Raw genomic sequence first — 24000 nt, forward strand, 5'->3', positions numbered from 1 at the left:
GATCGCCTATTGCTTGTCAGCCGGTTGGCCGGCCGATATCGGATTGACCGTGTTGTCGATTTTCACCGCAACGCCCGGAGAAAGCCGGTTCTGGCCAGCCGTGATGACGATATCGCCAGCCTTGAGGCCGCTCGTGACTTCGACCAGACCGGCGTAACGGCGGCCGAGCTTGATGAAGACCTGCTGCGCCAGCTGCTTCTGGCCTTCTTCCGGCTTTGCGTCGGCGGCGGGTGCCTTTTCGGCATTCTCTCCGTCGGCAACCTGCTTCTGCTCGGGGCGAACCGCATAGACATAGTCGCCATAGAGGCTCGAAATGATCGTCGTCTGCGGCAGCGCGATCACGCCGTCTTCTTCCGGCAGTTCAACGCGAACCTGCACGAACTGGCCCGGCGTCAGCTTGTGTTCCGGGTTCTGCACCTCCGCGCGAACCGAAACGAGGCGGGTCGCCGGATCGATCTTCGGGTCGATACCGACAATCGTGCCCGAAAAATCGAGGGAAGCGGCACTGGAGCCTACCTTTACCGTCTGCCCAAGCTTGATCGAGGACAATGCCTGTTCGGGCACGGTGAAGTCGATCCGCATCACGTCGGTGCTTTGCAGCGTGGCGATGACGGTGCCGGGGGTCAGATATTGGCCGATATCGACCTTGGAAATGCCGATCACGCCCGAGAACGGAGCCTTGACGGCCTTCTGGGCCAGCGTTGCACGCATCTTCTCGACCAGGGCTTCAGCGGCATTGGCGGCGGATGCGGTCGTATCCACGTTCGATACCGCTCCCACGCCGCGGGTGCGTAGCGTGTCGGCACGCTTCAGGTTCTGCTGGGCGAGGACGGCTTCGGCTTCAGCGGCGGCGAGATCCGCCTTCTGGATGCTGTCTTCCATCTGCAACAGGATATCGCCTTCCTTGACCTCCTGATTGGCCTTGAAGTCGATCTTCTGCACGATGCCGTCGAGCTGTACCGTCAGGTCCACGCCGTTGATGGCGTTGGCCGTGCCGATGGCTTCGACACCCGGACGCCAGACGCCCGGCTTCACCGTGACGGTCGAAACCGTCTGGGCGGGCTGCTGCATATTGGCGAAGAAGTCCTTGATCATCTTCGACCGGAACAGATTGAAGCCAACCAGTCCCCCGACCACGATCACCAGGAAGAGGATTGCCAGAATGAGGCGCTTGATCATTGCGGATGAACTCCCGATAGTCGCGGCGAACGATGAGCGCGGGACCCGCATCACGCAAGGGTCGCGCGCATTTTACTTGAATGAAAGTGGCGAATAACTGTACCGTCTGGACGGTATTGTCAACACACGGACTGTCAGGAGACGCGAGTCAATTGCTAGCAAAAAAGAAAGTCTCGTCTCGCGAGCGTATTTTGCGCGCAGCTACGGAGCTTGCCCGCGAGGTCGGACCCGCTCATATTTCCCTCGATGCCGTAGCGGCCCGTGCGGGGCTTTCCAAGGGTGGATTGCTCTACTCCTTTCCGACGAAAGCCAAACTGCTCGAAGCTGTCGTCGAAGAATATATGAAAGAGCATGAGCGCGCCATGGAGGTTCAGGAAACACTCCAGAAGGGCGACAGGAACCGCGTAGCCCGGGCTTTTCTCGACGTTTACCGCGTCCAGGCCGATGACGAACCGCCCGCCTGCGGCGTACTGGCCGCACTGGCGGACGATCCCGGCTTCATGGTGCCCGTTCGTCAATATCACAGGGCCTTTCTGGACCGTATGATCAAGGATACAACCGATACGAACACGGCGCTGATTGTGTACCTCGCCGTCGCTGGCCTTGAATGCGCGAAGCTGATGGAATGCGAAATCCTGAACGACGAGGAACAGCGTGCCGTTCTCTGCCGCCTGGAAGATATGCTGACAGGAGAATAACCGGCGGACCACAGGCATGATGCGGGTTGCGCTCACCTGATTCGTATCAATCGCCAGATGGTGAAAATACGCGTAGGCGATGCCCGTCGGGATCTAGCGCCACAAAGGAACGTCCGAACTCCAATGTCTGCGGTCTGAACGAAATGGAGATTCCGCGTGCGATCCAGTCTTCATGCACTTTGTCGATTTCTTCAAAACTGGTGTATCGGAAAGCAATTTCGCCGCTGAAAGTACCGGCACCTGATTCCGGTTGTACTGTATGCTTGGACCACAGCCCCAGCATCAGGCCATTGCTCAGCATGAACAGCACAAATGTTGGCGAGGCTTCAATAGGCTCTATTCCCAGCAGGTCGGTATAAAAGCGCCCGCTCGACAAGGGATCTTCGACATAGAGAATTGTAAAATTGGGGTGTATCATGATGATCGCTCCTTTGTTGAATGGAAGCGACCTTATGGGGTGGCACTGTCAGATTCCGGCAGTATCAATCGAAGTCCCGCACAATTCCCTGCCGAGCCTTCCATTCTTTTAGAAGTACAGAGCGCCGTTTTGGATAACGCCCGATTTCAACGTTCAAGCTAAGGATGCGATCCGTTCGGAAGTGTCGAAAATCCTGTCGCATTTCGCACCAGGCGAGCAATACTCGGACCTTATCGAAGAAAGTCAGGGCGAACGGCCAGATCAGACGTTCGGTGGGAGCGCCAGCCGCATCGCTATAAAGAATGCCGATTTTTCTCTCCGTGCGGATAGCGCCGCGAAGAGCAGCAATATCCACCATATCGACCGAACCGGTCGCTCGGGGACCCACAAGAAGGTTCACGGATTCAAGCGCAGGGCGCGAATCCTCAGGCATTACCGCGGCCACTTTGGCTAGAACGTTGCGCGCCGCCATGCCGAGTTCGGCGTCTCCCCTGTCCGCGACCCAGCGCGCGCCGAGAACCAGAGCCTCAATCTCTTCCTGATTGAACATGATGGGAGGCAACATGAAACCGGGACGCAGTACATAACCTAATCCCGGCTCTCCTTCGATATCCGCGCCCCGTGCCTGAAGGCTGGCAATATCGCGATACAGCGTGCGAATACTGATACCGAGCCGCTTTGCCAGAATTCCCCCGCTCACGGGGCGACGGTGGGTACGAAGCAACTGCAAAAGCGCCAGAAGGCGTTCGGAGCGGGACATCGGAACACTCTCCTTTGCTTGGTATAGCAGATGTTACAGAAGCGCCGGAATATCACCCCGCGCCCAGCCTTCCTCGGTTTCAGCGGCAAAATCGTTAAAACGTCCATCGGCGATTGCTGCGCGGATACCCTTCATGAGGTACTGATAATAAGCGAGATTGTTCCAGGTGAGCAGCATTGCGCCAAGCGCTTCGCCGGATTTCACCAGATGGTGCAGATAGGCGCGGCTATAATCGCGCGAGGCCGGGCAATCGGATTCGGGATCGAGCGGGCGGTGATCTTCGGCATGGCGCGCATTGCGCAGGTTTACCTTGCCGAAGCGCGTGAAGGCCAGGCCGTGACGCCCTGCCCGTGTCGGCATGACGCAATCGAACATATCGATACCACGCGCCACGGATTTCAGGATATCGTCCGGCGTACCGACGCCCATCAGATAACGCGGCTTTTCGGATGGCAGGATCGGGCAGACCACTTCCAGCATGTCGAGCATGACGTTCTGCGGCTCGCCAACAGCCAGACCGCCGACCGAATATCCCTTCAGGTCCATCGCCTTCAGCGCTTCCGCCGATTTCTCGCGCAGGCGGGCGACATCGCCGCCCTGCACAATGCCGAACATGGCCTTGCCCGGCTGGTTGCCGAAGGCCACCTTGCAGCGTTCGGCCCAGCGCAGCGACAGTTCCATGGCGCGCTCGGTATTTTTTTCCGGCGACGGCAGCGCCACGCATTCATCGAGCTGCATCTGGATATCGCTGTCGAGCAACCCCTGAATTTCAATCGAGCGTTCCGGCGTCATCTCATAGGCCTTGCCGTCGATATGCGAGCGGAATGTGACGCCGTTTTCGTCAAGCTTGCGCAATTGCGCCAGCGACATGACCTGAAACCCGCCTGAATCGGTCAGGATCGGGCCTTTCCAGCCACCGAATTCATGCAAGCCCCCAAGACGCGCAACGCGTTCCGCGCCGGGGCGCAGCATAAGGTGATAGGTGTTGCCGAGAATGATGTCGGCCCCCAGTTCCTTCACCTGATCCATATACATGGCCTTGACGGTTCCGGCCGTGCCGACCGGCATGAAGGCAGGCGTGCGCACCACGCCACGCGGCATGGAGATTTCGCCCTGACGCGCCGCGCCATCGGTTGCCAAGACTTTGAATTCAAAATTTTCTTTTGTTTTAGAATTTTCTGGGGTCATGCCGTGTCTCTGTTCTTTCAAGCGCGCTCAAGCAAACTGCCGTCGCCATAGGAATAGAAGCGATAGCCGGTTTCGATGGCCCGTTCATAGGCGGCGCGCATGGTATCGAGGCCGCTGAATGCCGAAACCAGCATGAACAGCGTCGAGCGCGGCAGGTGGAAATTGGTCATCAGCAGGTCCACGGCGCGGAAGCGATAACCGGGTGTGATGAAAATATCGGTCGCGCCGGACCACGGACGGATTATGCCGTCCTCGCCCGCCGCGCTTTCGATAAGACGCAGCGAAGTCGTGCCAACGCAGATGACGCGCCCGCCGCGCTGATGAACAGCATTCAGCGCGTCGGCGGTCCTTTGCGAGACATGGCCGATTTCCGAATGCATCTTGTGATCGGTCGTATCATCCGCCTTGACCGGCAGGAAAGTCCCCGCCCCCACATGCAGCGTCACGAAATGTTCCTCGATGCCCTTGGCCTTGATCCTGTCCAGAAGATCGGGCGTGAAATGCAGGCCAGCGGTGGGGGCAGCGACGGCACCTTCTTCACGTGCATAGACCGTCTGATAATCCTTGCGGTCGCGCTCGTCTTCGGCCCGTTTCGATGCGATATAGGGCGGCAGCGGAATGTGCCCTACCGATGCGATGGCCTCGTCCAGCATTGCGCCAGACAGATCGAACACCAGCAGTGCTTCACCCGCCTCGCCCTTTTCCGTCACGGTGGCATCAAGCGTGCCGAGAAAGCAGCTCGAGCCGGAATGGCCGAAACGGATGCGGTCGCCTTCCTTCACGCGCTTGGCCGGGCGCAAAAATGCCTTCCAACGATCCGGGCCGGTGCGCATATGCAAGGTCGCGCTGATCTGGCTGATATTGCCGTCGCGCTCGCGCATACCTTCAAGTTGCGCCGGTATCACCTTGGTATCGTTGAAGACAAGCGCATCGCCGGGGTGCAAAAGATAGGGCAGATCGTAGACGTTGCGATCCTCGAAATCTTGTCCGGGGCGCACATGCAACAGTTTTGCATGGTCGCGCGGCTCCGTTGGACGAAGCGCAATGCGCTCTTCCGGCAGATCGAAATCGAAAAGATCAACACGCATGGAAACCTCGTGACTACGGCCCCGATAGAAACCGGAGCCGTAATTTTTTAATTGGAACGACTAAATCAGATGTCGGAGGCGATACGCGCCGTCACGATCTTGTCCGGGTCGGCGACCGGTTCGCCGCGCTTGATCGTGTCGACATTGTCCATGCCTTCGATGACCTGACCCCAGACGGTATACTGACGGTCGAGCCACGGAGCGTCGGCAAAGCAGATGAAAAACTGCGAGTTGGCCGAATTCGGATTGGCCGAACGCGCCATGGAAGCCGTGCCGCGCTTGTGCGGCGTATTGGAGAATTCGGCCTTCAGGTCCGGCTTGTCGGAGCCGCCCATGCCAGCGCGCGAACCGTTGAAGTGAGCGCCGCCGGACTTGCCGAATTTCACATCGCCGGTCTGGGCCATGAAGCCGTCGATCACACGGTGGAAGACAACGCCGTCATAAGCGCCTTCGCGGGCCAGTTCCTTGATGCGCGCAACGTGATCCGGGGCGAGTTCAGGATAGAGTTCCAGAACCACATTACCCTTGGTGGTTTCCAGAACGAGCGTGTTTTCAGGGTCTTTGTAAGCCATTGGGCCTCTCCTTGTATTTTACTTCTTGTCGGCCTGTAGCGTGGCCTTGACGATCTTGTCCGGGTTCTCGACGGAGCCGTTATCGGACTCGCTGCCCTTCTTTATCTTGTCCACGGTATCCATGCCGCTGACAACCTTGCCGACCACGGTATACTGGCCGTTGAGGAAGGAACCGTCGGCAAACATGATGAAAAACTGCGAGTTGGCCGAGTTCGGGTTCTGGCTGCGCGCCATGCCGACCGTACCGCGCACGAATGGTTCCTTCGAGAATTCAGCCGGAATATCGGGATAGTCCGAACCGCCGGTGCCGACGCGCGCGGCATCGAAACCCTTATCCATATTGCCGAACTTCACGTCGCCGGTCTGGGCCATGAAGCCGGGAATGACACGGTGAAAGGCAACGCCGTTATACGCGCCTTCGCGGACGAGCTTTTCGATCTGCGCGACATGCTTCGGCGCCAGATCCGGGCGAAGCTGGATAGCGACGTCGCCATCCTTCAGCTTGAGGACCACGGTGTTTTCAGCATTCGCGGCGGAAGCCGTCTGCACAGCCCCCTGTGACAGCGCGAAGAAAGCGGCAGCGGCAAGCACTGAGCGAATAATGGACATGATTGAAAAAACTCCCTGCAATCAGGATTTGAGTTTGGCGTTCAAGGCAGTGGCGACAGCCACTGGAACAAAAGGCTCGATATCGCCACCCATGGAGGCAATCTGGCGAACCAATGTGGCGGTAATCGTGCGTACAGCCGGGTCGGCTGGCAGGAAGACAGTCTGCAATTCCGGCGCCATGGTGCCGTTCATGCCTGCCATCTGCATTTCGTAATCGAGATCGGTGCCGTCGCGCAGGCCCCGCACCATCAATTGCGCGCCGTGCCTGCGTGCCGCATCGATGACCAGCCCGTCGAAGGAAATGACGGAAACCCGCGCCGCATCCTTTCCCAGAATGACCTTGGCGCTCTCGTCAATGAGTTCCACACGTTCTTCGAAGGTGAAAAGCGGCTTTTTGCCCGGATGAACGCCGATGGCGACAATTACCTTATCGGCAAGGCGCAAGGCACCCTTGAGGACATCCATATGGCCGTTTGTCACCGGGTCGAAGGAGCCCGCATAGATCGCGATCGTCATTTCTTCCAGCTAGCCTTTTCTGACAGGATTTTCAACAAGAACCACAGCGATAAGAAAATAGAAACCAAGAAAGCAGATGAACGCGACATGAACGGCAATTTCACGGCATGTTCACAACCGATTTACCAGAATAGGTGCAAATTCGGTGCAACCTTTTCGTTTCTGAAGCGTATGTATGTCGAAAGGATAAGATGATGATGATCTTTCTTCTGGCATTATCCATGATGGTCGCGATGGCCGCATCGGCAATCATACTGCTTCTTGAGGAGAAGGAATCCAAGCGTCAGCGCGTGCGCCAGGTGGCATTCGATCTGGATACACTGCGCAACATGCGTTCGCGGTAGGCGCGATCCCGAAGAGTTTTCCCGATCGCCAATTCCTCCAGTCTTGGCATCTGAAAAAGGCCGATGGTTTCCGCCATCGGCCTTTTTCATTGAAGCTTATCGAGACGGCTGGCAGGCCCGGGTCGCCGGGCCTGTTTGGTTATTCCCCGGTCGCGACAGGTGCTTCGCCTTCCGGCGTCGCGTCGTCGCCATCGCCGTTCTCTTCGTCGCTATCGGCTTCGGATATGCGTTCCACCGAGACAACCTTCTCGCTGTCCGCGGTGTTGAAGATCGTGACGCCCTTGGTGGAGCGTCCGGCGATACGGATTCCGTCGACCGGCACGCGGATGAGCTGTCCGCCATCAGAAACCAGCAGGATCTGGTCGCTCGCCTCGACCGGGAACAAAGCCACCAGCTTGCCGATCTCGTCCGTCTTCGACGTATCGGTGGCGCGGATACCCTTGCCGCCTCGGCCGGAAACGCGGAATTCATAGGAGGAAGACCGCTTGCCGTAGCCATATTCGCTGACGGTCAGAACGGTTTCTTCCCGCGCTTTCAGCTCCTGATAACGCTCTTCGTTGAGTTCCGTTTCGGTTCCGACTTCCTCACCGACCACCACGATATCGTCGGCATCGTCCGCGCCCTGTGCGCGGCGTTCGGCAATCGAGCGCTTGAGATAGGCCGAGCGCTCCGCCGCATCCGCATCGACGTGATGCAGGATGGCCATGGAGATGACCTTGTCGCCGTCCGCCAGATTGATGCCGCGCACGCCGATGGAGTTGCGGCCCGCGAAGACGCGCACATCGGTGACGGGGAAGCGGATGCACTGGCCGCCGGCGCAGGTGAGCAGCACGTCATCGAATTCCGTGCAGGTATCGACCGAGAGGATTTCATCGCCCTCGTCGTCAAGCTTCATGGCGATCTTGCCATTGCGGTTGACCTGAACGAAGTCCGAGAGCTTGTTGCGGCGCACCGTGCCGCGCGTCGTGGAGAACATGACGTCGAGGTTTGCCCAGGAATCCTCGTCCTCCGGTAGCGGCATGATGGTCGTAATGCGCTCGCCCTGCTGCAAGGGCAGCATGTTGATGAGCGCCTTGCCGCGCGATTGCGGCGTGCCGACCGGCAGACGCCAGACCTTTTCCTTATAGACGATACCGCGTGAGGAGAAGAACAGAACCGGCGTGTGCGTGTTGGCCACGAACAGCCGCGTCACGAAATCCTCGTCCTTCGTCGCCATGCCGGAGCGGCCCTTGCCGCCGCGACGCTGCGCGCGATAGGTGGCGAGCGGAACGCGCTTGATATAGCCCGCATGGCTGACGGTGACGACCATATCCTCGCGGGCGATCAGGTCCTCGTCGTCCATTTCGGCGCCGCCGAAACCGATTTCGGTGCGGCGCGGCGTGGCGAACTCGTCACGCACGGCGATCATCTCATCTTTCACGATGGTCATGACGCGCAGGCGCGAGCCGAGAATATCGAGGTAATCGCGGATTTCCTCGCCGATCTTGTTCAACTCGTCGGCCACTTCGTCGCGTCCGAGCGCCGTCAGGCGCTGGAGGCGCAGCTCGAGAATGGCACGAGCCTGTTCTTCGGAGAGGTTGTAGGTGTTGTCGTCGTTGAGCGTGTGGCGCGGATCGTCGATGAGCTGGATCAGCGGAGCCACATCGGATGCCGGCCAGCGGCGTTCCATCAACTGTTCGCGCGCCGTCGTCGGATCGGGCGCGCGGCGGATCAGCGCGATCACCTCATCGATATTGGCAACCGCAATGGCCAGGCCGACCAACACATGCGCGCGATCACGCGCCTTGTTGAGCAGGAACTTGGTGCGACGCGTCACCACTTCCTCGCGGAAGGAGACGAAGGCGCGCAATATATCGAGAAGGACAAGCTGTTCCGGCTTGCCGCCGTTCAGCGCCACCATGTTGCAGCCAAACGAGGTTTGCAGCGGCGTGTAGCGGTAAAGCTGGTTCAGCACCACATCGGCCACGGCGTCGCGCTTCAATTCCACCACGACGCGATAGCCTTCGCGGTCGGATTCGTCGCGCAGATCGGAAATGCCCTCGATGCGCTTGTCGCGCACCAGTTCGGCCATTTTCTCGATCATCGAAGCCTTGTTCACCTGATAGGGAATCTCGGTGATGATGATGGCCTCACGGTCGCCGCGCATCGGCTCGATGGTGGCGCGACCGCGCATGATGACGGAGCCGCGGCCCGTCGAATAGGCCGAATTGATTCCGTTGCGGCCCAGAATGATGCCGCCGGTCGGGAAATCGGGACCCGGAATGATTTCCATCATCTCCGGAAGCTCGATAGCCGGATTGTCGATCAGCGCCACGCAGCCGTCGATGATTTCGCCGAGATTGTGCGGCGGAATATTGGTCGCCATGCCGACCGCGATGCCGCCCGAACCGTTGACGAGCAGGTTCGGGAACCGCGCGGGCATGACCACCGGTTCCTGCTCGCGTCCGTCATAATTGTCCTGAAAATCGACCGTGTCCTTGTCGATATCCGACAGGATGGTTTCAGAAAGCTTTTCCAGACGGCATTCGGTATAACGCATCGCCGCCGGCGGATCGCCGTCGATGGAGCCGAAATTGCCCTGCCCGTCCACGAGCGGATCGCGCATGGAGAAATCCTGCGCCATACGCACGAGGGCGTCGTAAATGGAGGCGTCGCCATGCGGATGGTATTTACCCATCACCTCACCGACCACACCTGCCGACTTGCGGTACGGGCGGTTATAGGCGAGGTTCATCTCGTTCATGGCATGGAGAATGCGCCGGTGCACGGGCTTCAGGCCGTCGCGCACGTCGGGCAGAGCGCGGCTCACGATCACGCTCATCGCGTAATCGAGATAGGAGCGCTGCATCTCCTCGATAATGGAAATCGGTTCGATACCGCTGGGGCCGCCGTGCGGGCCACCATTCATATCGTCGGAACCGGGTGGAGGCGTTTGATCTGACACTATTCAGATTTCTTTCTCAACAGAATCGATAAAGTCACTTTATAACGGAAAGCAGCAAAAAACGCCAATTTCACGACCGTTTCGGCGAGCTAATTCCATTATATATATCAATCGCTTATGAGATATTCACATAAAGATGGCGCAACGATCTTGTCCGCAACGGCGCTTCGCATCGACCATGCGGGCCTAATCGTCTACAATCGACGCATCGAATTGAGCATAACAGGACAATGAAAAGGGCGCGTGCAGTATGGGGTTCTACGATACGGTTTTCAGCGCCTTCGTTACTCTTCTTGTCACAATCGATCCACCGGGCCTTGCGCCGCTGTTTCTGGCGCTGACGCCGGGCATGAAACGCGGCGACCGGAGCCAGGTCGCGCTGCGCGCCTCGATCATCGGTTTCGCGGTCATGGCGCTTTTTGCGATAGCGGGCGCGCAAATTCTCGGCATGTTCGGCATCACCATCGGCGCATTCAGGGTTGCTGGCGGCCTTCTCCTGTTCTGGATCGCCTTCGAGATGATTTTCGAGAAGCGCACGGAGCGCAAGGAAAAGAGCGCCGAAGTCGCCATCACCAAGGATCACATCCGCAATATCGCGGCCTTTCCTCTTGCCATCCCGCTGATTGCCGGGCCGGGCGCGATCTCGGCTATCGTGCTGACATCGAACTCTTTCCAGGGCGTCGGGCCGAAAGCCGCCCTTCTCGGCGTCATCTTCGTCTGCCTGCTGATCACTTATATCGTGCTTCTGTTGGCCGAGCGGGTCGACCGGTTTCTGGGTGAAACCGGCCGTTCCATCCTGACCCGCCTTCTTGGCGTCATTCTGGCGGCTCTCGCGGTGCAGTTCGTCGCCGATGGCGTAAAGACGCTGATCGGCGGTTAAGCCGACTTCATCGCCTTCTTGCCGATCATGGCATGACGCAGTTTCGACGAGAACCAATCTATGACGGCAACGGCAACGAGGATCATGATGATGAGGAAAGAAACGTCCTGAAGGTTCAAAACCTTGATCTGTTCGGCCAGATGGGAGCCGATGCCGCCTGCCCCGACGATGCCGATGATAGTGGCCGAACGGGTATTCGACTCGAAGAAATAGAGCACCTGACTGCCGATCAGCGGCAGCACCTGCGGCAGAATACCGAAGCGATAGCCGTGTAACCTGCTGCCGCCTGACGACACCACGCCTTCGACCGGCTTCCTGTCGGCGCCCTCGATGGATTCCGAGAACAGCTTGCCGAACGAACCGAAATCCGAACAGGCGATGGCGAGGATGCCCGCGAAGGGACCGAGGCCCACGACCGAAACCCAGATCAGCGCCCAGATCAGCGTATCGACGCCACGGATCGTGTCGAGGAAGCGGCGAATGCCGAAATGCACGAATATGTTCGGGATGATGTTCTTTGCGGCCAGAAAGCCGAAAGGAAAGGCGAAGAGCGCGGCCAGCAGCGTACCCAGATAGGCGATGGCAAGCGTTTCCATCATCGACCATAGATAAAGGCCGAAACGCCCGCCGGCGGATGGAGGCATCATCATCAGCGCGAAATCGCCAAGCCTTCCGAGGCCGTTCACAATGCGCAGCAGCGAAAAATCGAGCCAGTAGAGCGCGAACCAGACCGAAGCGACGATTGCAATGGCTGCGATCGCCCAATTGCGCCATGTGCGGGAATTGCCGAACAGATCGCCATGCTCCGCCCGCAATTCCTTTTCGCGCGCGTGCGCCTCGCGGGAGAGACTTTGTGCAATGTCAGTCATGATGATCTCCCGTTTAACCGATGCGGCCCAGAAGCGCGTGGCGGATGCGCTGCGTGACAAGGTCGATCGCAAAGATCGTGACGATGATCAGAAGCAGGATGGCGCTGACGTCGCTGTAATAAAACTGGCGGATGGAGGTGAGCAGTTCCTGCCCGATGCCGCCTGCCCCGACAAAGCCCATCACGGATGCGCCGCGCACATTGATTTCAAACCGCAGCAGGCCATAGGAGGCAAAATTTGCCGCCACCTGCGGCAGCACCGCGAAACGGATCACTTGCAGGCCGGAGCCGCCGGAGGCGCGAATGCCTTCCACGGGGCGCATATCGATATTCTCGACCACTTCGGAAAACAGTTTGCCGAGCGAGCCTGCCGTATGCAGCATCAGCGCCAGAACACCGGCCATAGGTCCCAGACCAAAGGCAATGACGAACAAAAGCGCAAAGACGATTTCAGGCACCGTGCGCAGCAACTCCAGACCGCGCCGGACGATGAAGCGCACGGTCGAATTCGGCGCCATGTTGGATGACGCGGCGAAAGACGCCGCAAAAGCGATGGCCGCGCCGATCAGCGTCGCCAGATAGGCGATCAGCAGCGTCTCGAAAAGCATTTTGAGCCAGCCGCCGAGGTTCCAGTACCAGGTCGCCAGATCGCTCCAGAAATTGGCGATGGTCAGGTCTGGAAGGATGCGGCCGAGATAGTTCGTGAAGCGGAAGATGTTTTCGGCCAGGGTGCCCGGCCGAACGTCGGCGACAACGGAAGCAGCCATGGCGATAGCGACAAGCGCAAGGAGGAGCGCGATACCGTAGAGACGCCTCTTGCCGACTTCCCTGCGATAATCGGCAAGCAGGCTTTTTGCGCCGCTGCCGTCGAGTGATGATACCGTCATGCGATCATTCCCATAAAAATGCCCGAAGCCGTGTCGGCTCCGGGCACTTCAATCGTTCTGTCGATCAGGACTTGCGTGCCTTGTCGTTGAACTTGAGCATTTCGATGATCGGCTCATATTCCTTGGCTTCGGTTGCCACGAATTCCTTGTCCTTGCCATCGGACAGCGCGTCGAAGCCAGCCTTGTCCTTTTTCGGCATATCGAGGAAAGCCTGCTTGATGTCGGCCTTGAGCTGGTCCGGCAGCGTGCTGAGAACAGCAAACGGGCCTTCGGGGAGGAAGTCCGACTTGAAGATGATGCGGAAATCGTCCTTGGTCATTTCCTTGCCGTTGGCATCCTTGAGAACGCCGCGGCTGATCATGCGGGTCAGGTTGGAGTCGTCTTCCGAGTTCCAGGCATTGGCCGCAGCGTCAGCGGTGCCCTGTGCAAGCGCGAGAACGGCGTTCTCATGGCTGCCGGCGAAGAAGTTCTTACCGAAGAACGAATCGACGCTGTAGCCTTCGCGGTTGAGGAAGTAACGCGGTGCGTTGTTGCCCGAGGTCGAGTTCGGATCGACGAGCGCAATGGTCTTGCCCTTGAGGTCATCCATTTTCTGATACGGGCTGTCGGCGCGGACATAAACGACGGAGTAGTAGCCGTTGACGCCGGTGTTGTGGCGCTGATTGACGAGCGGGGTCGTCTCAACGCCGGTCATGACGGCGCGCGAATAGGATGCAGGGCCGTAAAAGGCAATCTGAATGTTACCGGCGCGCTGGCCTTCGATGACGGCCGCATAGTCATTGGCGACGCGCAGCGTGACCTTGGTGCCGAGTTCCTTGCTCAGATAGGCTGCGAGCGGTGCGTAACGGTCGGAGGTGGTCGAGGCGTTTTCGGCCGGGATCAGTCCCAGGACGAGTTCCGGGTAATCCTTGCTCCAGTCGGCAGCCTGGACATGAAAGGTCATCGTCGCTGTGAGCGCGACGGCCGCCAGAAAGGTTCTACGGTTAAGCATGGGTATCTCCTGTTAATCCCTGATTTGGAACGTATTTTTCCGGAGCGGTTGCGCTCAGGCGGAAATCTGGCGCAGAACGGCTTCAGCCGACTGCGGAACCGGCATTGGCATCGGCTCGACCTCACCGTTGGAATCGATGACGTCGGCGGCTTCCATGCCGTAAAGGTCACGCGCCGCCATGTCGGTCAGCATCGAGGGCGTGCCGCGAAAGACGACCTTGCCCGCCGACATGCCGACCAGACGGTCGCAATAGCTGCGCGCAATATCGAGTGAATGCAGATTGCACAGCACCGTAATGCCGTATTCGCGGTTGATGCGACGAAGCGCGTCCATCACGCTGCGGGTGTTGCGCGGGTCGAGCGAGGCGATAGGCTCGTCGGCCAGAATGATGCGGGGCTGCTGGACGAGCGCACGGGCGATGGCCACGCGCTGCTGCTGGCCGCCGGAAAGCTCGTCGGCTCGGTGCGCCGCCAGATGCGCGATATCGAACTGCTGCAAGGCGGAAAGTGCGATCAGGCGCTCTTCGTCATTCCAGACACGCAGAAGCGATTTCGCCGTCGAAACATAGTTCAGACGCCCCATCAGCACATTGGTCAGCACGTCGAGACGGTCAACCAGATTAAAGTGCTGGAAGATCATCGCGCATTGCGCGCGCCAGTCGCGAAGGCCCGCGCCCTTCAGTCCGGTAATATCGCGACCATCCCAGTGAACGCTTCCCTCGGAAGGCTCCACGAGACGGTTGATCATACGCAGAAGCGTCGATTTTCCCGCGCCTGAACGCCCGATAATGCCAACAAACGTGCCCGGTTCGATTTCGAGATCGACGCCCGAAACCGCCACCTTGTCGTTATAGCGGCGCGTTACGTTCTTCAGTTGAAGCATGAATTCGTCTCCATTCATGCTCACTATTAATTGGATCGGTGACACTGCAATGAACGAACAATGACGTTTGTGTAAATTTACACGACACTATAAGTTTTTTCTTCAAGCGATTGTTTTAATAACAGTTTCACGCAGGTGAAACAGGAAGGCCTCTGTGGATGTACCGACATCGCCGGAATTGTCTATTGTGACAACATCTGCGGCACCGTCATCGAATCTTACTTCGCGTGAAAGGCGGGCGATAATTTCCTCACGGCTTTCGCGGCCGCGTGAGGCCAGACGCTCGGCCAACACCTCGGAACGGGCCGTGATAACAACGACCGAACGCTGCGGATAAAGCCTGCGGATATCGCCGAGAACCCGGCGCGAGACATTGGCGATCACCACGGTTCCGCTGGAAATCGTATCGTCCAGTTCTTTCGGTAAGCCATAATGCAGGCCATGCGCCTGCCAGTGCAGCGCGAAAGCACCTTCGCTTGCCGCCTTCGAAAACGCTGTCTCATCGAGGCTGTCGTGATCCTCGGTGCCGGGCATTTGCGGGCGCGTGATGACACGGCGCACAAAATGAAAACGCGCGTCGCCTGCAAGGGCGGCGCGCGCTGCGTCCATGATCGTGTCCTTGCCGGCCCCGCTGGGGCCGACAACCGCGACGAAACAGCCTTTCGGCTCCTGATTTTGCACTTGCATCACAGCACCCGCTCGCCTTCGCGCCAGACGGTACGCACCACCGGGATCGCGCCATTGGTGCGCACGCGCACCAGATCGGCGCGCTTGCCGAGAGCGATTTCGCCGCGATCGTCCATGCTCACGGCATCGGCCGGGTTCTTGGTTACAAAGCGGATCGCGTCCGGCAGGGCAACCGGGCGTTCGCCCGAAGCAAGACCGAAAGCCGACTGGATCAGGCTGAACGGAATATAGTCCGATGACAATATGTCGAGGCTGCCATTGTCCACCAGATCGCGGGCGGCGATATTGCCGGAATGCGATCCGCCGCGCACGATATTCGGCGCGCCCATCAGAATCGAAAGGCCAGCTCCCTTGGAGGCAACGGCTGCTTCCATCGTGGTCGGGAATTCAGCGATGCGCACGCCATGATCGAGCGATTCATCGACATGGGTGCTCGTGGCGTCGTCATGGCTTGCCAGAACGATGCCGCGCGTTGCAGCGAGATCGGCAATGGCGCGGCGATGCCTGGAGGCATAGGCATCCGAATCCGCCATACGCTTGTCGCAATGCACCCGGAATTCCTCGTCGGTGAGTTTCATCTTGCGCATGTAATAGGTGCGATATGTATCAAGATCAACGAATTGACGCTGACCGGGCGCATGATCCATGAGCGAGGCAAGCTTGACCCGGTCGTCATTCTCGAACAGCGCAAAACTTTCCAGACAGTCGGCGGCGGAAACCTCACAGCGCAGGTGCAGGAAATGGTCGGCGCGCAGCCGGTTTTCACGCACGCCGCTTTCAATCGCATCCGCCAGAAGGCGCATGTCACGTCCGTCGAAATCCTTGTCATAATCCGAACCGACGCGCATGGCATCGAAGACAGTCGTGATGCCCGAAGCGGCAACCTGCGCGTCATGCGCCTGCACGGCGGCATCGACATTCCAGCGTACTTTCGGGCGCGGCGCATAATGGCTTTCGAGTTGATCTGTGTGCAACTCGATCAGGCCCGGAATGACGTAATCGCCATCCATGTCGTCGCCAACGTGGGTGTTGCCCTGATCGATTGCCGCGATCTTGCCGTCGCGGATCAGGATCGAGCCGGAGACAACATCGTCGGCAAGCACGATGCGTGCGTTTTTCAGAACGATTTCATTAGCCATTGGATAGCTCTTTCAGGACCGCATTGGCATTGGCGGGTGTTTCATATTTCGCGAGGAAGGCTTCGATATCGAGCGCACGGAAATCATCGAGCGCATCGCGCAGGCGCTCGTGGCTCCAGTCCCACCAAGCGAGCCGGTCGAGACGGTTGCCGGTCGCGGCATCGAAACGCTCGCGGATGAGGCGCGCAGGCACGCCGCCGACAATCGTATAGGGCGCGACGTCCCGGCTGACCACCGCACCGGCCCCGATAACGGCGCCGTTTCCAACGGTCACGCCCGGCAGAATCGTGGAACCGTGGCCGAGCCAGGTATCGTGGCCGATCACCACCTTGTTGCCGCGCCGCCAGTCGAAAAATTCAGCCTCGTGCTCGGCATCCGGCCAGTAGTCCCCTGCCCGGTAGGTGAAATGATGAAGCGTGGCGCGCCACATAGGGTGCTTGGTCGCATTGATGCGCACATGGCTGGCGATGTTGGAGAATTTTCCGATCTCCGCGCACCACATCTCGCAATCGATGCCGAGATAGGAATAATCGTCCAGCGTCACTTCGGAAATGCGGCTGCGTGCCCCCACTTCCGTATAACGGCCAAGCTGGCAGTCGCGGACTTCTGCCGTGGCATGAACCAGAGGTTCGACGGAGAGTTTGGTCATGCGTGCCCCCTCGGAGAAAATGCCGTGACATCGATGATGCGATCCGCCACTTCTTCGCGCACATCCTCGTCGTGGAAGATGCCCAGCATGGCGACGCCTTCGGCCTTTTTGGCCCGGATGAGTTCGACCACGACGGCGCGGTTTTTCGCGTCGAGCGAAGCGGTCGGCTCGTCAAGAAGCAGCACCGGATGATCGGTGATGAAGCCGCGTGCAATATTGACGCGCTGCTGTTCGCCGCCGGAGAAAGTCGCGGGCGGCAAGGCCCAGAGCCGTTCCGGCAGGTTGAGCATGGCGAGCAGTTCGCGCGCCCGCTTCAGGGCCGCTTCATGGTCGGTCCCACGCGCGATCAGTGGTTCGGCAACCACATCGATGGCCGCGACACGCGGCAGCGTGCGCAGGAACTGGCTGACATAGCCGATCGTGTCGCGCCGTACCGCCAGAACCTCACGCGGGTCGGCAATGGCGAGATCCACCATTTCGTCGCCGTGGCGGATCAGGATCGTGCCGCTATTCACGGCATAATTGCCATAGACCATTTTCAGGATCGAGCTTTTGCCCGCACCCGATGGCCCGCCAAGCACCGCGCATTCACCGGCCTTGAGTTCAAAGTTCACGCCACGCACGACCGGCAGTTCGATACCGCCCTGCAAATGCATGGTGAAGGTTTTCGCGACATCCGATACAGTCAGCGGAGAGGATGAGAGAGACATTTTTCACCTCGTGCATGTTTCATTGATTCATCAAGAACATACGGTAATTATCTGTTTATACTTGGAGAATTGAAGACACGAGCAATTGCGTGTATGGCGCCTGCGGATCATCGAGAACACGGTCGGTCAGCCCCTGTTCGATAATATGGCCGTCTTTCATGACCATGATGCGATGGGACAGAAGACGCGCCACGGCCAGATCGTGCGTGACAATGATGACCGAAAGGCCAAGATCGTGAACCAGACTGCGCAAGAGATCGAGAAGACGCGCCTGCACCGACACATCAAGACCGCCGGTCGGTTCATCCATGAACACAAGTCGCGGTGCGGTGACGAGATTGCGGGCAATCTGTAAACGCTGGCGCATGCCGCCCGAAAAGGCGCGCGGCTGATCGTCGATACGGTCGGCGGCAATTTCAACGCGGCCAAGCCATTGCGTGGCGTTTTCGCGGATATTGCCATAATGGCGCTCACCGACCGCCATCAGGCGTTCACCGACATTCGCGCCCGCCGAAACCGTCATGCGCAGGCCGTCCGCCGGGTTCTGGTGCACGAAACCCCAATCGGTGCGCATCAATAGACGCCGTTCCGCCTCGCCAATTCTGTAGAGGTCACGGAATTCGCCGTCGCGCATCCGGTATTCAACCGTGCCCGATGTCGGCTCCAGCCGTGTGGCAAGACTGTTGAGAAGCGTCGTCTTGCCGGAACCGGATTCACCGACGATGGCCAGCACTTCGCCCGGCCACAGATTGAAGGAAACATCCGCGCAGCCACGGCGATTGCCGTAGAATTTGGACAGGTTGTTGACACGCAGCAGAGGTTGCTCGTTCATTTTACAATTTCCTTGGCTGCGGCCTGATTGTAATTGGCTGACAGATGGCCAAAATGGCCCGCAGCCTGACGTTCTTCACAAAAATCGGTGTCGGAGCAGACGAACATCGAGCCGCCGCGATCATCGAGCACGACTTCATCCAGATAGACGCCCTTGGCGGCGCACAGCGCGCAGGGTTCCTTGAACTTCTGCACCTCGAACGGATGATCCTCGAAATCGAGGCTGACGACCTGCGTATAGGGCGGCACGGCGTAGATGCGCTTTTCGCGCCCCGCGCCGAAAAGCTGCAAGGCTGGCGACATATGCATTTTCGGATTGTCGAATTTCGGCGTCGGCGACGGGGCCATGACATAGCGCCCTTCGATCATCACCGGATAATCATAGGTCTTGGCGATATGGCCGTGACGCGCAATGTCTTCATACAGCTTCACATGCATGAGGCCATATTCGGCGAGCGCATGCATCTTGCGCGTTTCCGTTTCACGCGGTTCCAGAAAGCGCAAGGGTTCGGGGATCGGCACCTGATAGACGATCACCTGCCCCTCGGTCATGGGATATTCTGGAATGCGGTGGCGGGTCTGGATAACCGTTGCCTCGCCGGTATGGGTCGTGACGGCGACATTGGCGGTCTTCTGGAAAAAGGCGCGGATCGAGACGGCATTGGTGGTGTCGTCCGCACCCTGATCGATGACCTTCAGCACATCGTCGGGCCCAAGGATCGAAGCCGTGACCTGCACGCCGCCTGTGCCCCAGCCATAGGGCATCGGCATTTCGCGGCTTGCGAAAGGCACCTGATAGCCGGGAACCGCAATGGCCTTCAAAATGGCGCGGCGGATCATCCGCTTGGTCTGTTCGTCCAGATAGGCGAAATTGTAATGGGCCAGATCGCTCATTCTGCGGCTTCCTTTGTCTCTGCCTCAGCGTGCGTTTGTTCATATTCCGCGCGCATGCGGCGGATGAGTTCGAGTTCAGCCTGGAAATCCACGTAATGCGGCAGTTTCAGATGTTCGACGAAACCGGTTGCCTGCACATTGTCGGAATGCGAGATGACAAATTCTTCGTCCTGCGCGGGCGCGGTCACGTCGGTATCGAATTCACGCACGCGCAGCGCGCGATCAACGAGCGACATGGACATGGCCTTGCGTTCGCTCTGGCCAAAAACCAGACCGTAACCGCGTGTAAACTGCGGCGGCTGCTTGGCCGAGCCCTTGAACTGGTTGACCATCTGGCATTCGGTCAGTTGCACCCGGCCAAGAGAAATCGCAAAGCCCAGTTCCGGCACGTCGAATTCAACCTCGACCTCGCCAATGCGTATCTCGCCGACGAAGGGGTGGTTGTTGCCGTAGCCGCGCTGCGTGGAATAGCCGAGCGCCAGCAAAAAGCCTTCATCGCCACGCGCCAGCGCCTGCAAGCGCAGATCGCGTTCCATGGGATAAGTCCACGGCTCGCGGGTCAGATCACCCGGTTCGTGGCCTTCCGGCAGCGAGCCATCGTCTTCGATCATGCCGTTGACGCCCAGAATATCGGTCACGCGGGGCGTTTCTTCCTTCTCGGCTTCGCGCAGTTCCGGTTCGGGAACGGCGACATCGCCAGCCAATGCCGGATCGAGAAGACGATGCGTATAGTCGAAGGTTGGCCCGAGCAATTGTCCGCCCGGCAGATCCTTGTAGGTCGCGGAAATACGCCGTTCGATCAGCATATTCGCGGTTTCCATCGGACGCGAATAGCCAAAGCGCGGCAAAGTCGTGCGATAGGCACGCACGAGGAAGATCGATTCGATCAGATCGCCACGCGACTGGCGCACGGCAAGCGCCGCCAGTTCGCGATCAAAAAGCGAACCTTCGGCCATGACGCGATCAACGGCCAGTGCCAGTTGCTCTGCAATCTGATCAAGACGAAGGGCGGGGACCGCACGGTCACCCCGGCGACGATCATCGAGAAGACGGTGGGCATTGCGGATGGCCGTTTCGCCACCCTTTACGGCAACATACATTTTCAGCCCTCTCTCTTTACTTGCGCATGATCTCTTCCGAAAACCGGTTCCCACTTTTCGGGATCATGCTTCTGAAGGGTAATGCGCGTCGTGCGCGGCAGGGCCGCGACGGCGCGATCGCAAACCAGAACAAGATCAACGCCAAGCGGATATTGCGCGCCGTTTTCACGCCATTGCCCGGCAAAATCCTGCGGCAGACCGGTCACATGCAGGCTGCGTTCGCCGTCGATGCCGGGGCCTTTGAGTACAAAGCCCTGCCCGTCGGTCAGCGAGCTGACCGCAAGAACCACCGTAGTCGAACGGTCGGGAAACTCCGGCTCGCCTTGCGAAAAATCCGCGAAAGCCGGCAGCAACGATACGTCGCTTACCAGTGCGAATTGTGCGATTGTCGAATTGTCGATGCGCGGCGCGCCGGTATGGAATGTCAGCCAGGCGGTTGCATTTTCATCCGCAGCAATGGTGCTGTCGCACCAGAAAGTCGCGTCGTGATCGAGAAGCGTCACTGCTACCACGCCCAGTTCCTGTGTCAGCGGCTTTGGCGGATTGGCGGTACGTTCCAGCGGATAAATGCGGCCCGGATTGGCCATGGCGTGCATGATGGCATGAAATGCCGCTTGTGCATCCGTCACCGGATTGGCGAACCCGCCCTCGAATGCAGGAGTAGTATGGAGCATCAGTTGTCTCCCCGAACCATTGTGAAGAAATCGACCTTGGTGGCGGCCGCTTCGCTGCGTATCGTGTTGTCGGCTTTGTCGATGCGCTGGCGCAGGACGTTCAGTACCTTTGTCTCCACCGCCTCGCGATGCGCATCATTCAGCCAGAGCGCATCGAAAAGAGCAGCAAGCCGTGCCTTTTCCTGATCGCGGCCAAGCGCATAGGAATGTCCGACCGAACCGTCGGCCAGTCGCACCGTGGCGCGTGTAACTGTCGCTTCACCGACATTGAAAGGAGAACCGCCGCCGCCGATGCGCCCGCGCAGCATCACCAGCCCCGTTTCCGGGCCGCGCAGGATCTCGAATTCGGGCTTGTCAGCCCAATCCTGCCAGAACGCTTTCAGTTCCTCGCCGCTTGCCTGCGCCAGAGCCGCCATGCTGGACTGACGCGCCGTCTCCATCGCATTTCCGTTATGCAAGGCAGTTGCTCCGCCTTTTCCCGTACTTTGCCCTATAGTGTGCATGCGTTTGCCTGCCCTGTTTGATCGCGTTGATTTGGTTATCCGTATTGTCTATTTATATAGACAACTATACAATAATGATATAGTTATACCCTGCCAGTGACAGGATGATGACAATTGACGACAAAGGCATTGATGAAAAAGATTGGACGACTTGAGAGAAATAGCGGCGTGGCGATCTGGCGGCAGATTGCCGATGAGATACGCGGCGACATCATGGCCGGAAAGCTACAGTCGGGCGCACGGATGCCAGCCGAGATGGAACTGGCGACACGTTTCGGCGTCAATCGGCACACGGTGCGCAGCGCTATCGCCGCCCTGACGCAGGAAGGTGTATTGCGCGCAGAACAGGGGCGCGGAACCTTCGTCGCCAATGCGAAGCGCCTCACCTATCAGATTGGACGCCGCACCCGCATTTCGCAGGCGCTTGCCCTGCAAGTCGGCGAAATGAAGGGCATACTGCTTGGTTCCCATATGGAAAAGGCGCCCGCCGAGGTGGCGCTGGCGCTGGCAATCGACCCCGGTTCGGAAGCGTTGCGGCTGGAAACCATGCACAGCGCGGACGGGAATCCCATATCCATCGCGACACATTGGGTGGACCCGGCAGCTTTTCCTTCATTCAAGGAAGACTATGCCGCCAGCGGTTCGATAACGTCCGCCTTCAAGGCTGCGGGCGTCGGGGATTATCTTCGAAAATCGACTGTCATATCCGCCCGCCATGCAGACCCTTATGACCTGAAACATCTCAAGCTTTCACCCGGCGCCATCGTGCTGACGGCCCGCGCCGTCAATATCGATACGTCAGGAAAGCCCATCCAGTATTCATTGACGCGGTTTTCGGCCGACCGGATGGAATTCGTGATTGAAAACGACTCCATGGAATAATAAATTAAAACAAATAGTTATTAAAGAATTCCAACTATTCGGTATAACTAAAAAAGCGGGCGTTTGATGCGCCCGCTTTTTTCAATCAAAATGGAATTTCGTCGTCGAGATCGCGGGAGAAACCGCCGCCACCGCCGCCCTGATTGGACGGGCCGGACGAACCGAAATCACCGCCGCCACCGGAATAATCCGACATCTGGTTACGATTGCCGCCGCCACCGAAGGAGCGGCCCTCACCGCCGCCTTCGCCGCGGCTGTCGAGCATCTGCAATTCACCGCGGAATTTTTGCAGTACGACTTCCGTCGAATAGCGGTCATTGCCGTTCTGGTCCTGCCATTTGCGGGTCTGGAGCGCGCCTTCGATATAGACCTTGGCGCCCTTCTTCAGATATTGCTCGGCCACCTTGGCGAGGTTTTCATTGAAGATGACGACGCTGTGCCATTCCGTGCGGTCCCTGCGTTCGCCGGTCTGGCGGTCGCGCCAGCTTTCCGACGTCGCAATACGCAGATTGGCGACCATATCGCCTGAATTCAGGCGGCGAATTTCCGGATCGGCACCAAGATTGCCGACCAGAATGACCTTGTTGACGCTACCAGCCATCGAAAACTTACTCCGGGTCTCACATGCACGCTCCCGTCGCGACATCCTTTCGCGGACAAGAGGTGCTTTCCAAAAGAAAGGTCTGGCGCAAGAACGCGCCAGCACCAGAAACTCGATATTTACCTTACAGGACTGGCTCGACAAGCGCTCAGCCCGACACAGCGAATTCATCAATGTCCACAGAGTTTATGTTCCTGTTTTGTTCAAAATGCAAGCTTTCGCCATGAAAAAGTCTGTCCTTTGCCATAATTCAAATGGGGTTTTGCACTCTCTGAGGTGCGAATAATGCGCTTTGCCTTATTTGAGGGCCTGAAACCGCATTTGCCTTAATTGGCGAAAGCCGTTTTCGAGCGCATTTTTTACGACATCCGCGCAAAGGGGATCGGGACGCGATGACGGATAAGGAATAGCCCTCTTGAAACCCGTCCGCCCGACATGAAAAGCCCCGCCGCTCACTGTTTCTTTGGCGCGCGGGGCTTGGGGTTGAGCAATGCTCGGATGTCGGC

The 24000-nt window shown here is 58.6% G+C and carries 27 protein-coding genes; 4 read left to right on the forward strand and 23 right to left on the reverse strand.

Features of this window, described 5'->3' with window-relative positions; all coding sequences use genetic code 11:
- Nucleotides 1-6 precede the first annotated feature (6 nt).
- Nucleotides 7-1179, reverse strand: coding sequence for an efflux RND transporter periplasmic adaptor subunit (locus FHS76_RS16610; protein WP_183655247.1), 1173 nt, complete (start codon nt 1177-1179; stop codon nt 7-9).
- Between the two features lie 152 nt (nt 1180-1331).
- Here FHS76_RS16610 and FHS76_RS16615 point away from each other — a divergent pair, with 152 nt between their 5' ends.
- A complete protein-coding gene (locus FHS76_RS16615; RefSeq protein ID WP_183655250.1) occupies nt 1332-1877 on the forward strand; it encodes a TetR/AcrR family transcriptional regulator in 546 nt (181 codons plus the stop codon).
- Between the two features lie 46 nt (nt 1878-1923).
- Here FHS76_RS16615 and FHS76_RS16620 read toward each other — a convergent pair whose 3' ends face one another.
- The 7 genes from FHS76_RS16620 to coaD all read right to left on the reverse strand — a co-directional run bounded on the left by FHS76_RS16620 (nt 1924) and on the right by coaD (nt 7028).
- A complete protein-coding gene (locus FHS76_RS16620; protein ID WP_183655253.1) occupies nt 1924-2295 on the reverse strand; it encodes a VOC family protein in 372 nt (123 codons plus the stop codon).
- A gap of 64 nt (nt 2296-2359) precedes the next feature.
- A complete protein-coding gene (locus tag FHS76_RS16625) occupies nt 2360-3055 on the reverse strand; it encodes a helix-turn-helix transcriptional regulator (protein ID WP_183655256.1) in 696 nt (231 codons plus the stop codon).
- A 33-nt stretch (nt 3056-3088) separates the two neighbouring features.
- A complete protein-coding gene (gene tgt / locus FHS76_RS16630) occupies nt 3089-4243 on the reverse strand; it encodes a tRNA guanosine(34) transglycosylase Tgt (RefSeq protein ID WP_183655257.1) in 1155 nt (384 codons plus the stop codon).
- Between the two features lie 17 nt (nt 4244-4260).
- Nucleotides 4261-5331: a tRNA preQ1(34) S-adenosylmethionine ribosyltransferase-isomerase QueA gene (queA, locus tag FHS76_RS16635; RefSeq protein ID WP_183655260.1), complete on the reverse strand. Its 1071-nt coding sequence runs from the start codon at nt 5329-5331 to the stop codon at nt 4261-4263.
- A gap of 65 nt (nt 5332-5396) precedes the next feature.
- Nucleotides 5397-5903: a peptidylprolyl isomerase gene (locus tag FHS76_RS16640; RefSeq protein WP_183655263.1), complete on the reverse strand. Its 507-nt coding sequence runs from the start codon at nt 5901-5903 to the stop codon at nt 5397-5399.
- An 18-nt stretch (nt 5904-5921) separates the two neighbouring features.
- On the reverse strand, nt 5922-6512 hold the full coding sequence (locus FHS76_RS16645; protein WP_183655266.1) for a peptidylprolyl isomerase: 591 nt from the start codon (nt 6510-6512) through the stop codon (nt 5922-5924).
- A gap of 21 nt (nt 6513-6533) precedes the next feature.
- A complete protein-coding gene (gene coaD / locus FHS76_RS16650; RefSeq protein WP_183655269.1) occupies nt 6534-7028 on the reverse strand; it encodes a pantetheine-phosphate adenylyltransferase in 495 nt (164 codons plus the stop codon).
- A 194-nt stretch (nt 7029-7222) separates the two neighbouring features.
- On the opposite strand from coaD, the gene FHS76_RS16655 reads away from it, so the two are divergent.
- Nucleotides 7223-7372 (forward strand): hypothetical protein, encoded by a 150-nt coding sequence (locus FHS76_RS16655; RefSeq protein WP_183655272.1) that lies wholly within the window; start codon nt 7223-7225, stop codon nt 7370-7372.
- A gap of 139 nt (nt 7373-7511) precedes the next feature.
- On the opposite strand, the gene gyrA is transcribed toward FHS76_RS16655, so the two are convergent.
- A complete protein-coding gene (gene gyrA, locus FHS76_RS16660) occupies nt 7512-10280 on the reverse strand; it encodes a DNA gyrase subunit A (RefSeq protein ID WP_183655417.1) in 2769 nt (922 codons plus the stop codon).
- A 286-nt stretch (nt 10281-10566) separates the two neighbouring features.
- On the opposite strand from gyrA, the gene FHS76_RS16665 reads away from it, so the two are divergent.
- Nucleotides 10567-11196, forward strand: coding sequence for a MarC family protein (locus FHS76_RS16665; RefSeq protein ID WP_183655275.1), 630 nt, complete (start codon nt 10567-10569; stop codon nt 11194-11196).
- On the opposite strand, the gene phnE (FHS76_RS16670) is transcribed toward FHS76_RS16665, so the two are convergent.
- The 13 genes from phnE (FHS76_RS16670) to phnG form a co-directional block, all read right to left on the reverse strand.
- Nucleotides 11193-12065, reverse strand: a complete 873-nt coding sequence (gene phnE, locus FHS76_RS16670) for a phosphonate ABC transporter, permease protein PhnE (RefSeq protein ID WP_183655278.1) — start codon at nt 12063-12065, stop codon at nt 11193-11195. The two genes, FHS76_RS16665 and phnE (FHS76_RS16670), sit on opposite strands and share 4 nt — an antisense overlap.
- A gap of 13 nt (nt 12066-12078) precedes the next feature.
- Complete coding sequence (gene phnE, locus FHS76_RS16675) at nt 12079-12951, reverse strand: phosphonate ABC transporter, permease protein PhnE (RefSeq protein WP_183655281.1); 873 nt, start codon at nt 12949-12951, stop codon at nt 12079-12081.
- A gap of 64 nt (nt 12952-13015) precedes the next feature.
- Nucleotides 13016-13942 carry a phosphonate ABC transporter substrate-binding protein gene (gene phnD, locus FHS76_RS16680; RefSeq protein ID WP_183655284.1) on the reverse strand — a complete coding sequence of 309 codons (927 nt, stop codon included), beginning with the start codon at nt 13940-13942 and terminating at the stop codon, nt 13016-13018.
- Nucleotides 13943-13996: 54 nt separating this feature from the next.
- Nucleotides 13997-14824: a phosphonate ABC transporter ATP-binding protein gene (gene phnC / locus FHS76_RS16685; RefSeq protein ID WP_183655287.1), complete on the reverse strand. Its 828-nt coding sequence runs from the start codon at nt 14822-14824 to the stop codon at nt 13997-13999.
- Nucleotides 14825-14926: 102 nt separating this feature from the next.
- Nucleotides 14927-15505 carry a phosphonate metabolism protein/1,5-bisphosphokinase (PRPP-forming) PhnN gene (phnN, locus tag FHS76_RS16690; RefSeq protein ID WP_183655420.1) on the reverse strand — a complete coding sequence of 193 codons (579 nt, stop codon included), beginning with the start codon at nt 15503-15505 and terminating at the stop codon, nt 14927-14929.
- A 5-nt stretch (nt 15506-15510) separates the two neighbouring features.
- The gene (locus tag FHS76_RS16695) at nt 15511-16650 is read right to left on the reverse strand and encodes an alpha-D-ribose 1-methylphosphonate 5-triphosphate diphosphatase (RefSeq protein ID WP_183655291.1); all 1140 of its coding nucleotides are present in this window, start codon (nt 16648-16650) and stop codon (nt 15511-15513) included.
- Entirely contained in the window at nt 16643-17299 is a 657-nt protein-coding gene (locus tag FHS76_RS16700) for a DapH/DapD/GlmU-related protein (RefSeq protein ID WP_183655295.1), read from the reverse strand. The genes FHS76_RS16695 and FHS76_RS16700 overlap by 8 nt, the downstream gene beginning before the upstream one ends.
- A complete protein-coding gene (gene phnL / locus FHS76_RS16705) occupies nt 17296-18009 on the reverse strand; it encodes a phosphonate C-P lyase system protein PhnL (RefSeq protein WP_183655298.1) in 714 nt (237 codons plus the stop codon). Before phnL ends, FHS76_RS16700 begins: the two co-directional genes overlap by 4 nt.
- A 55-nt stretch (nt 18010-18064) precedes the next feature.
- Nucleotides 18065-18841, reverse strand: coding sequence for a phosphonate C-P lyase system protein PhnK (gene phnK / locus FHS76_RS16710; RefSeq protein ID WP_183655300.1), 777 nt, complete (start codon nt 18839-18841; stop codon nt 18065-18067).
- Nucleotides 18838-19734 carry an alpha-D-ribose 1-methylphosphonate 5-phosphate C-P-lyase PhnJ gene (locus FHS76_RS16715; protein ID WP_183655303.1) on the reverse strand — a complete coding sequence of 299 codons (897 nt, stop codon included), beginning with the start codon at nt 19732-19734 and terminating at the stop codon, nt 18838-18840. Before FHS76_RS16715 ends, phnK begins: the two co-directional genes overlap by 4 nt.
- Nucleotides 19731-20834, reverse strand: a complete 1104-nt coding sequence (locus tag FHS76_RS16720; protein ID WP_183655306.1) for a carbon-phosphorus lyase complex subunit PhnI — start codon at nt 20832-20834, stop codon at nt 19731-19733. The genes FHS76_RS16715 and FHS76_RS16720 overlap by 4 nt, the downstream gene beginning before the upstream one ends.
- 2 nt (nt 20835-20836) lie before the next feature.
- Nucleotides 20837-21508, reverse strand: a complete 672-nt coding sequence (gene phnH, locus FHS76_RS16725; protein WP_183655309.1) for a phosphonate C-P lyase system protein PhnH — start codon at nt 21506-21508, stop codon at nt 20837-20839.
- Nucleotides 21508-21948 (reverse strand): phosphonate C-P lyase system protein PhnG, encoded by a 441-nt coding sequence (gene phnG / locus FHS76_RS16730; protein ID WP_374828635.1) that lies wholly within the window; start codon nt 21946-21948, stop codon nt 21508-21510. The genes phnH and phnG overlap by 1 nt, the downstream gene beginning before the upstream one ends.
- Nucleotides 21949-22140: 192 nt before the next feature.
- Between phnG and phnF the strand changes: the two genes are divergently transcribed.
- Nucleotides 22141-22893 (forward strand): phosphonate metabolism transcriptional regulator PhnF, encoded by a 753-nt coding sequence (phnF, locus tag FHS76_RS16735; RefSeq protein WP_374828634.1) that lies wholly within the window; start codon nt 22141-22143, stop codon nt 22891-22893.
- Between the two features lie 85 nt (nt 22894-22978).
- On the opposite strand, the gene ssb is transcribed toward phnF, so the two are convergent.
- Nucleotides 22979-23494 (reverse strand): single-stranded DNA-binding protein, encoded by a 516-nt coding sequence (gene ssb / locus FHS76_RS16740; RefSeq protein ID WP_183655319.1) that lies wholly within the window; start codon nt 23492-23494, stop codon nt 22979-22981.
- Between the last annotated feature and the right edge of the window lie 506 nt (nt 23495-24000).

The organism is Brucella daejeonensis (genome assembly GCF_014199265.1).
Classification (GTDB): domain Bacteria; phylum Pseudomonadota; class Alphaproteobacteria; order Rhizobiales; family Rhizobiaceae; genus Brucella; species Brucella daejeonensis.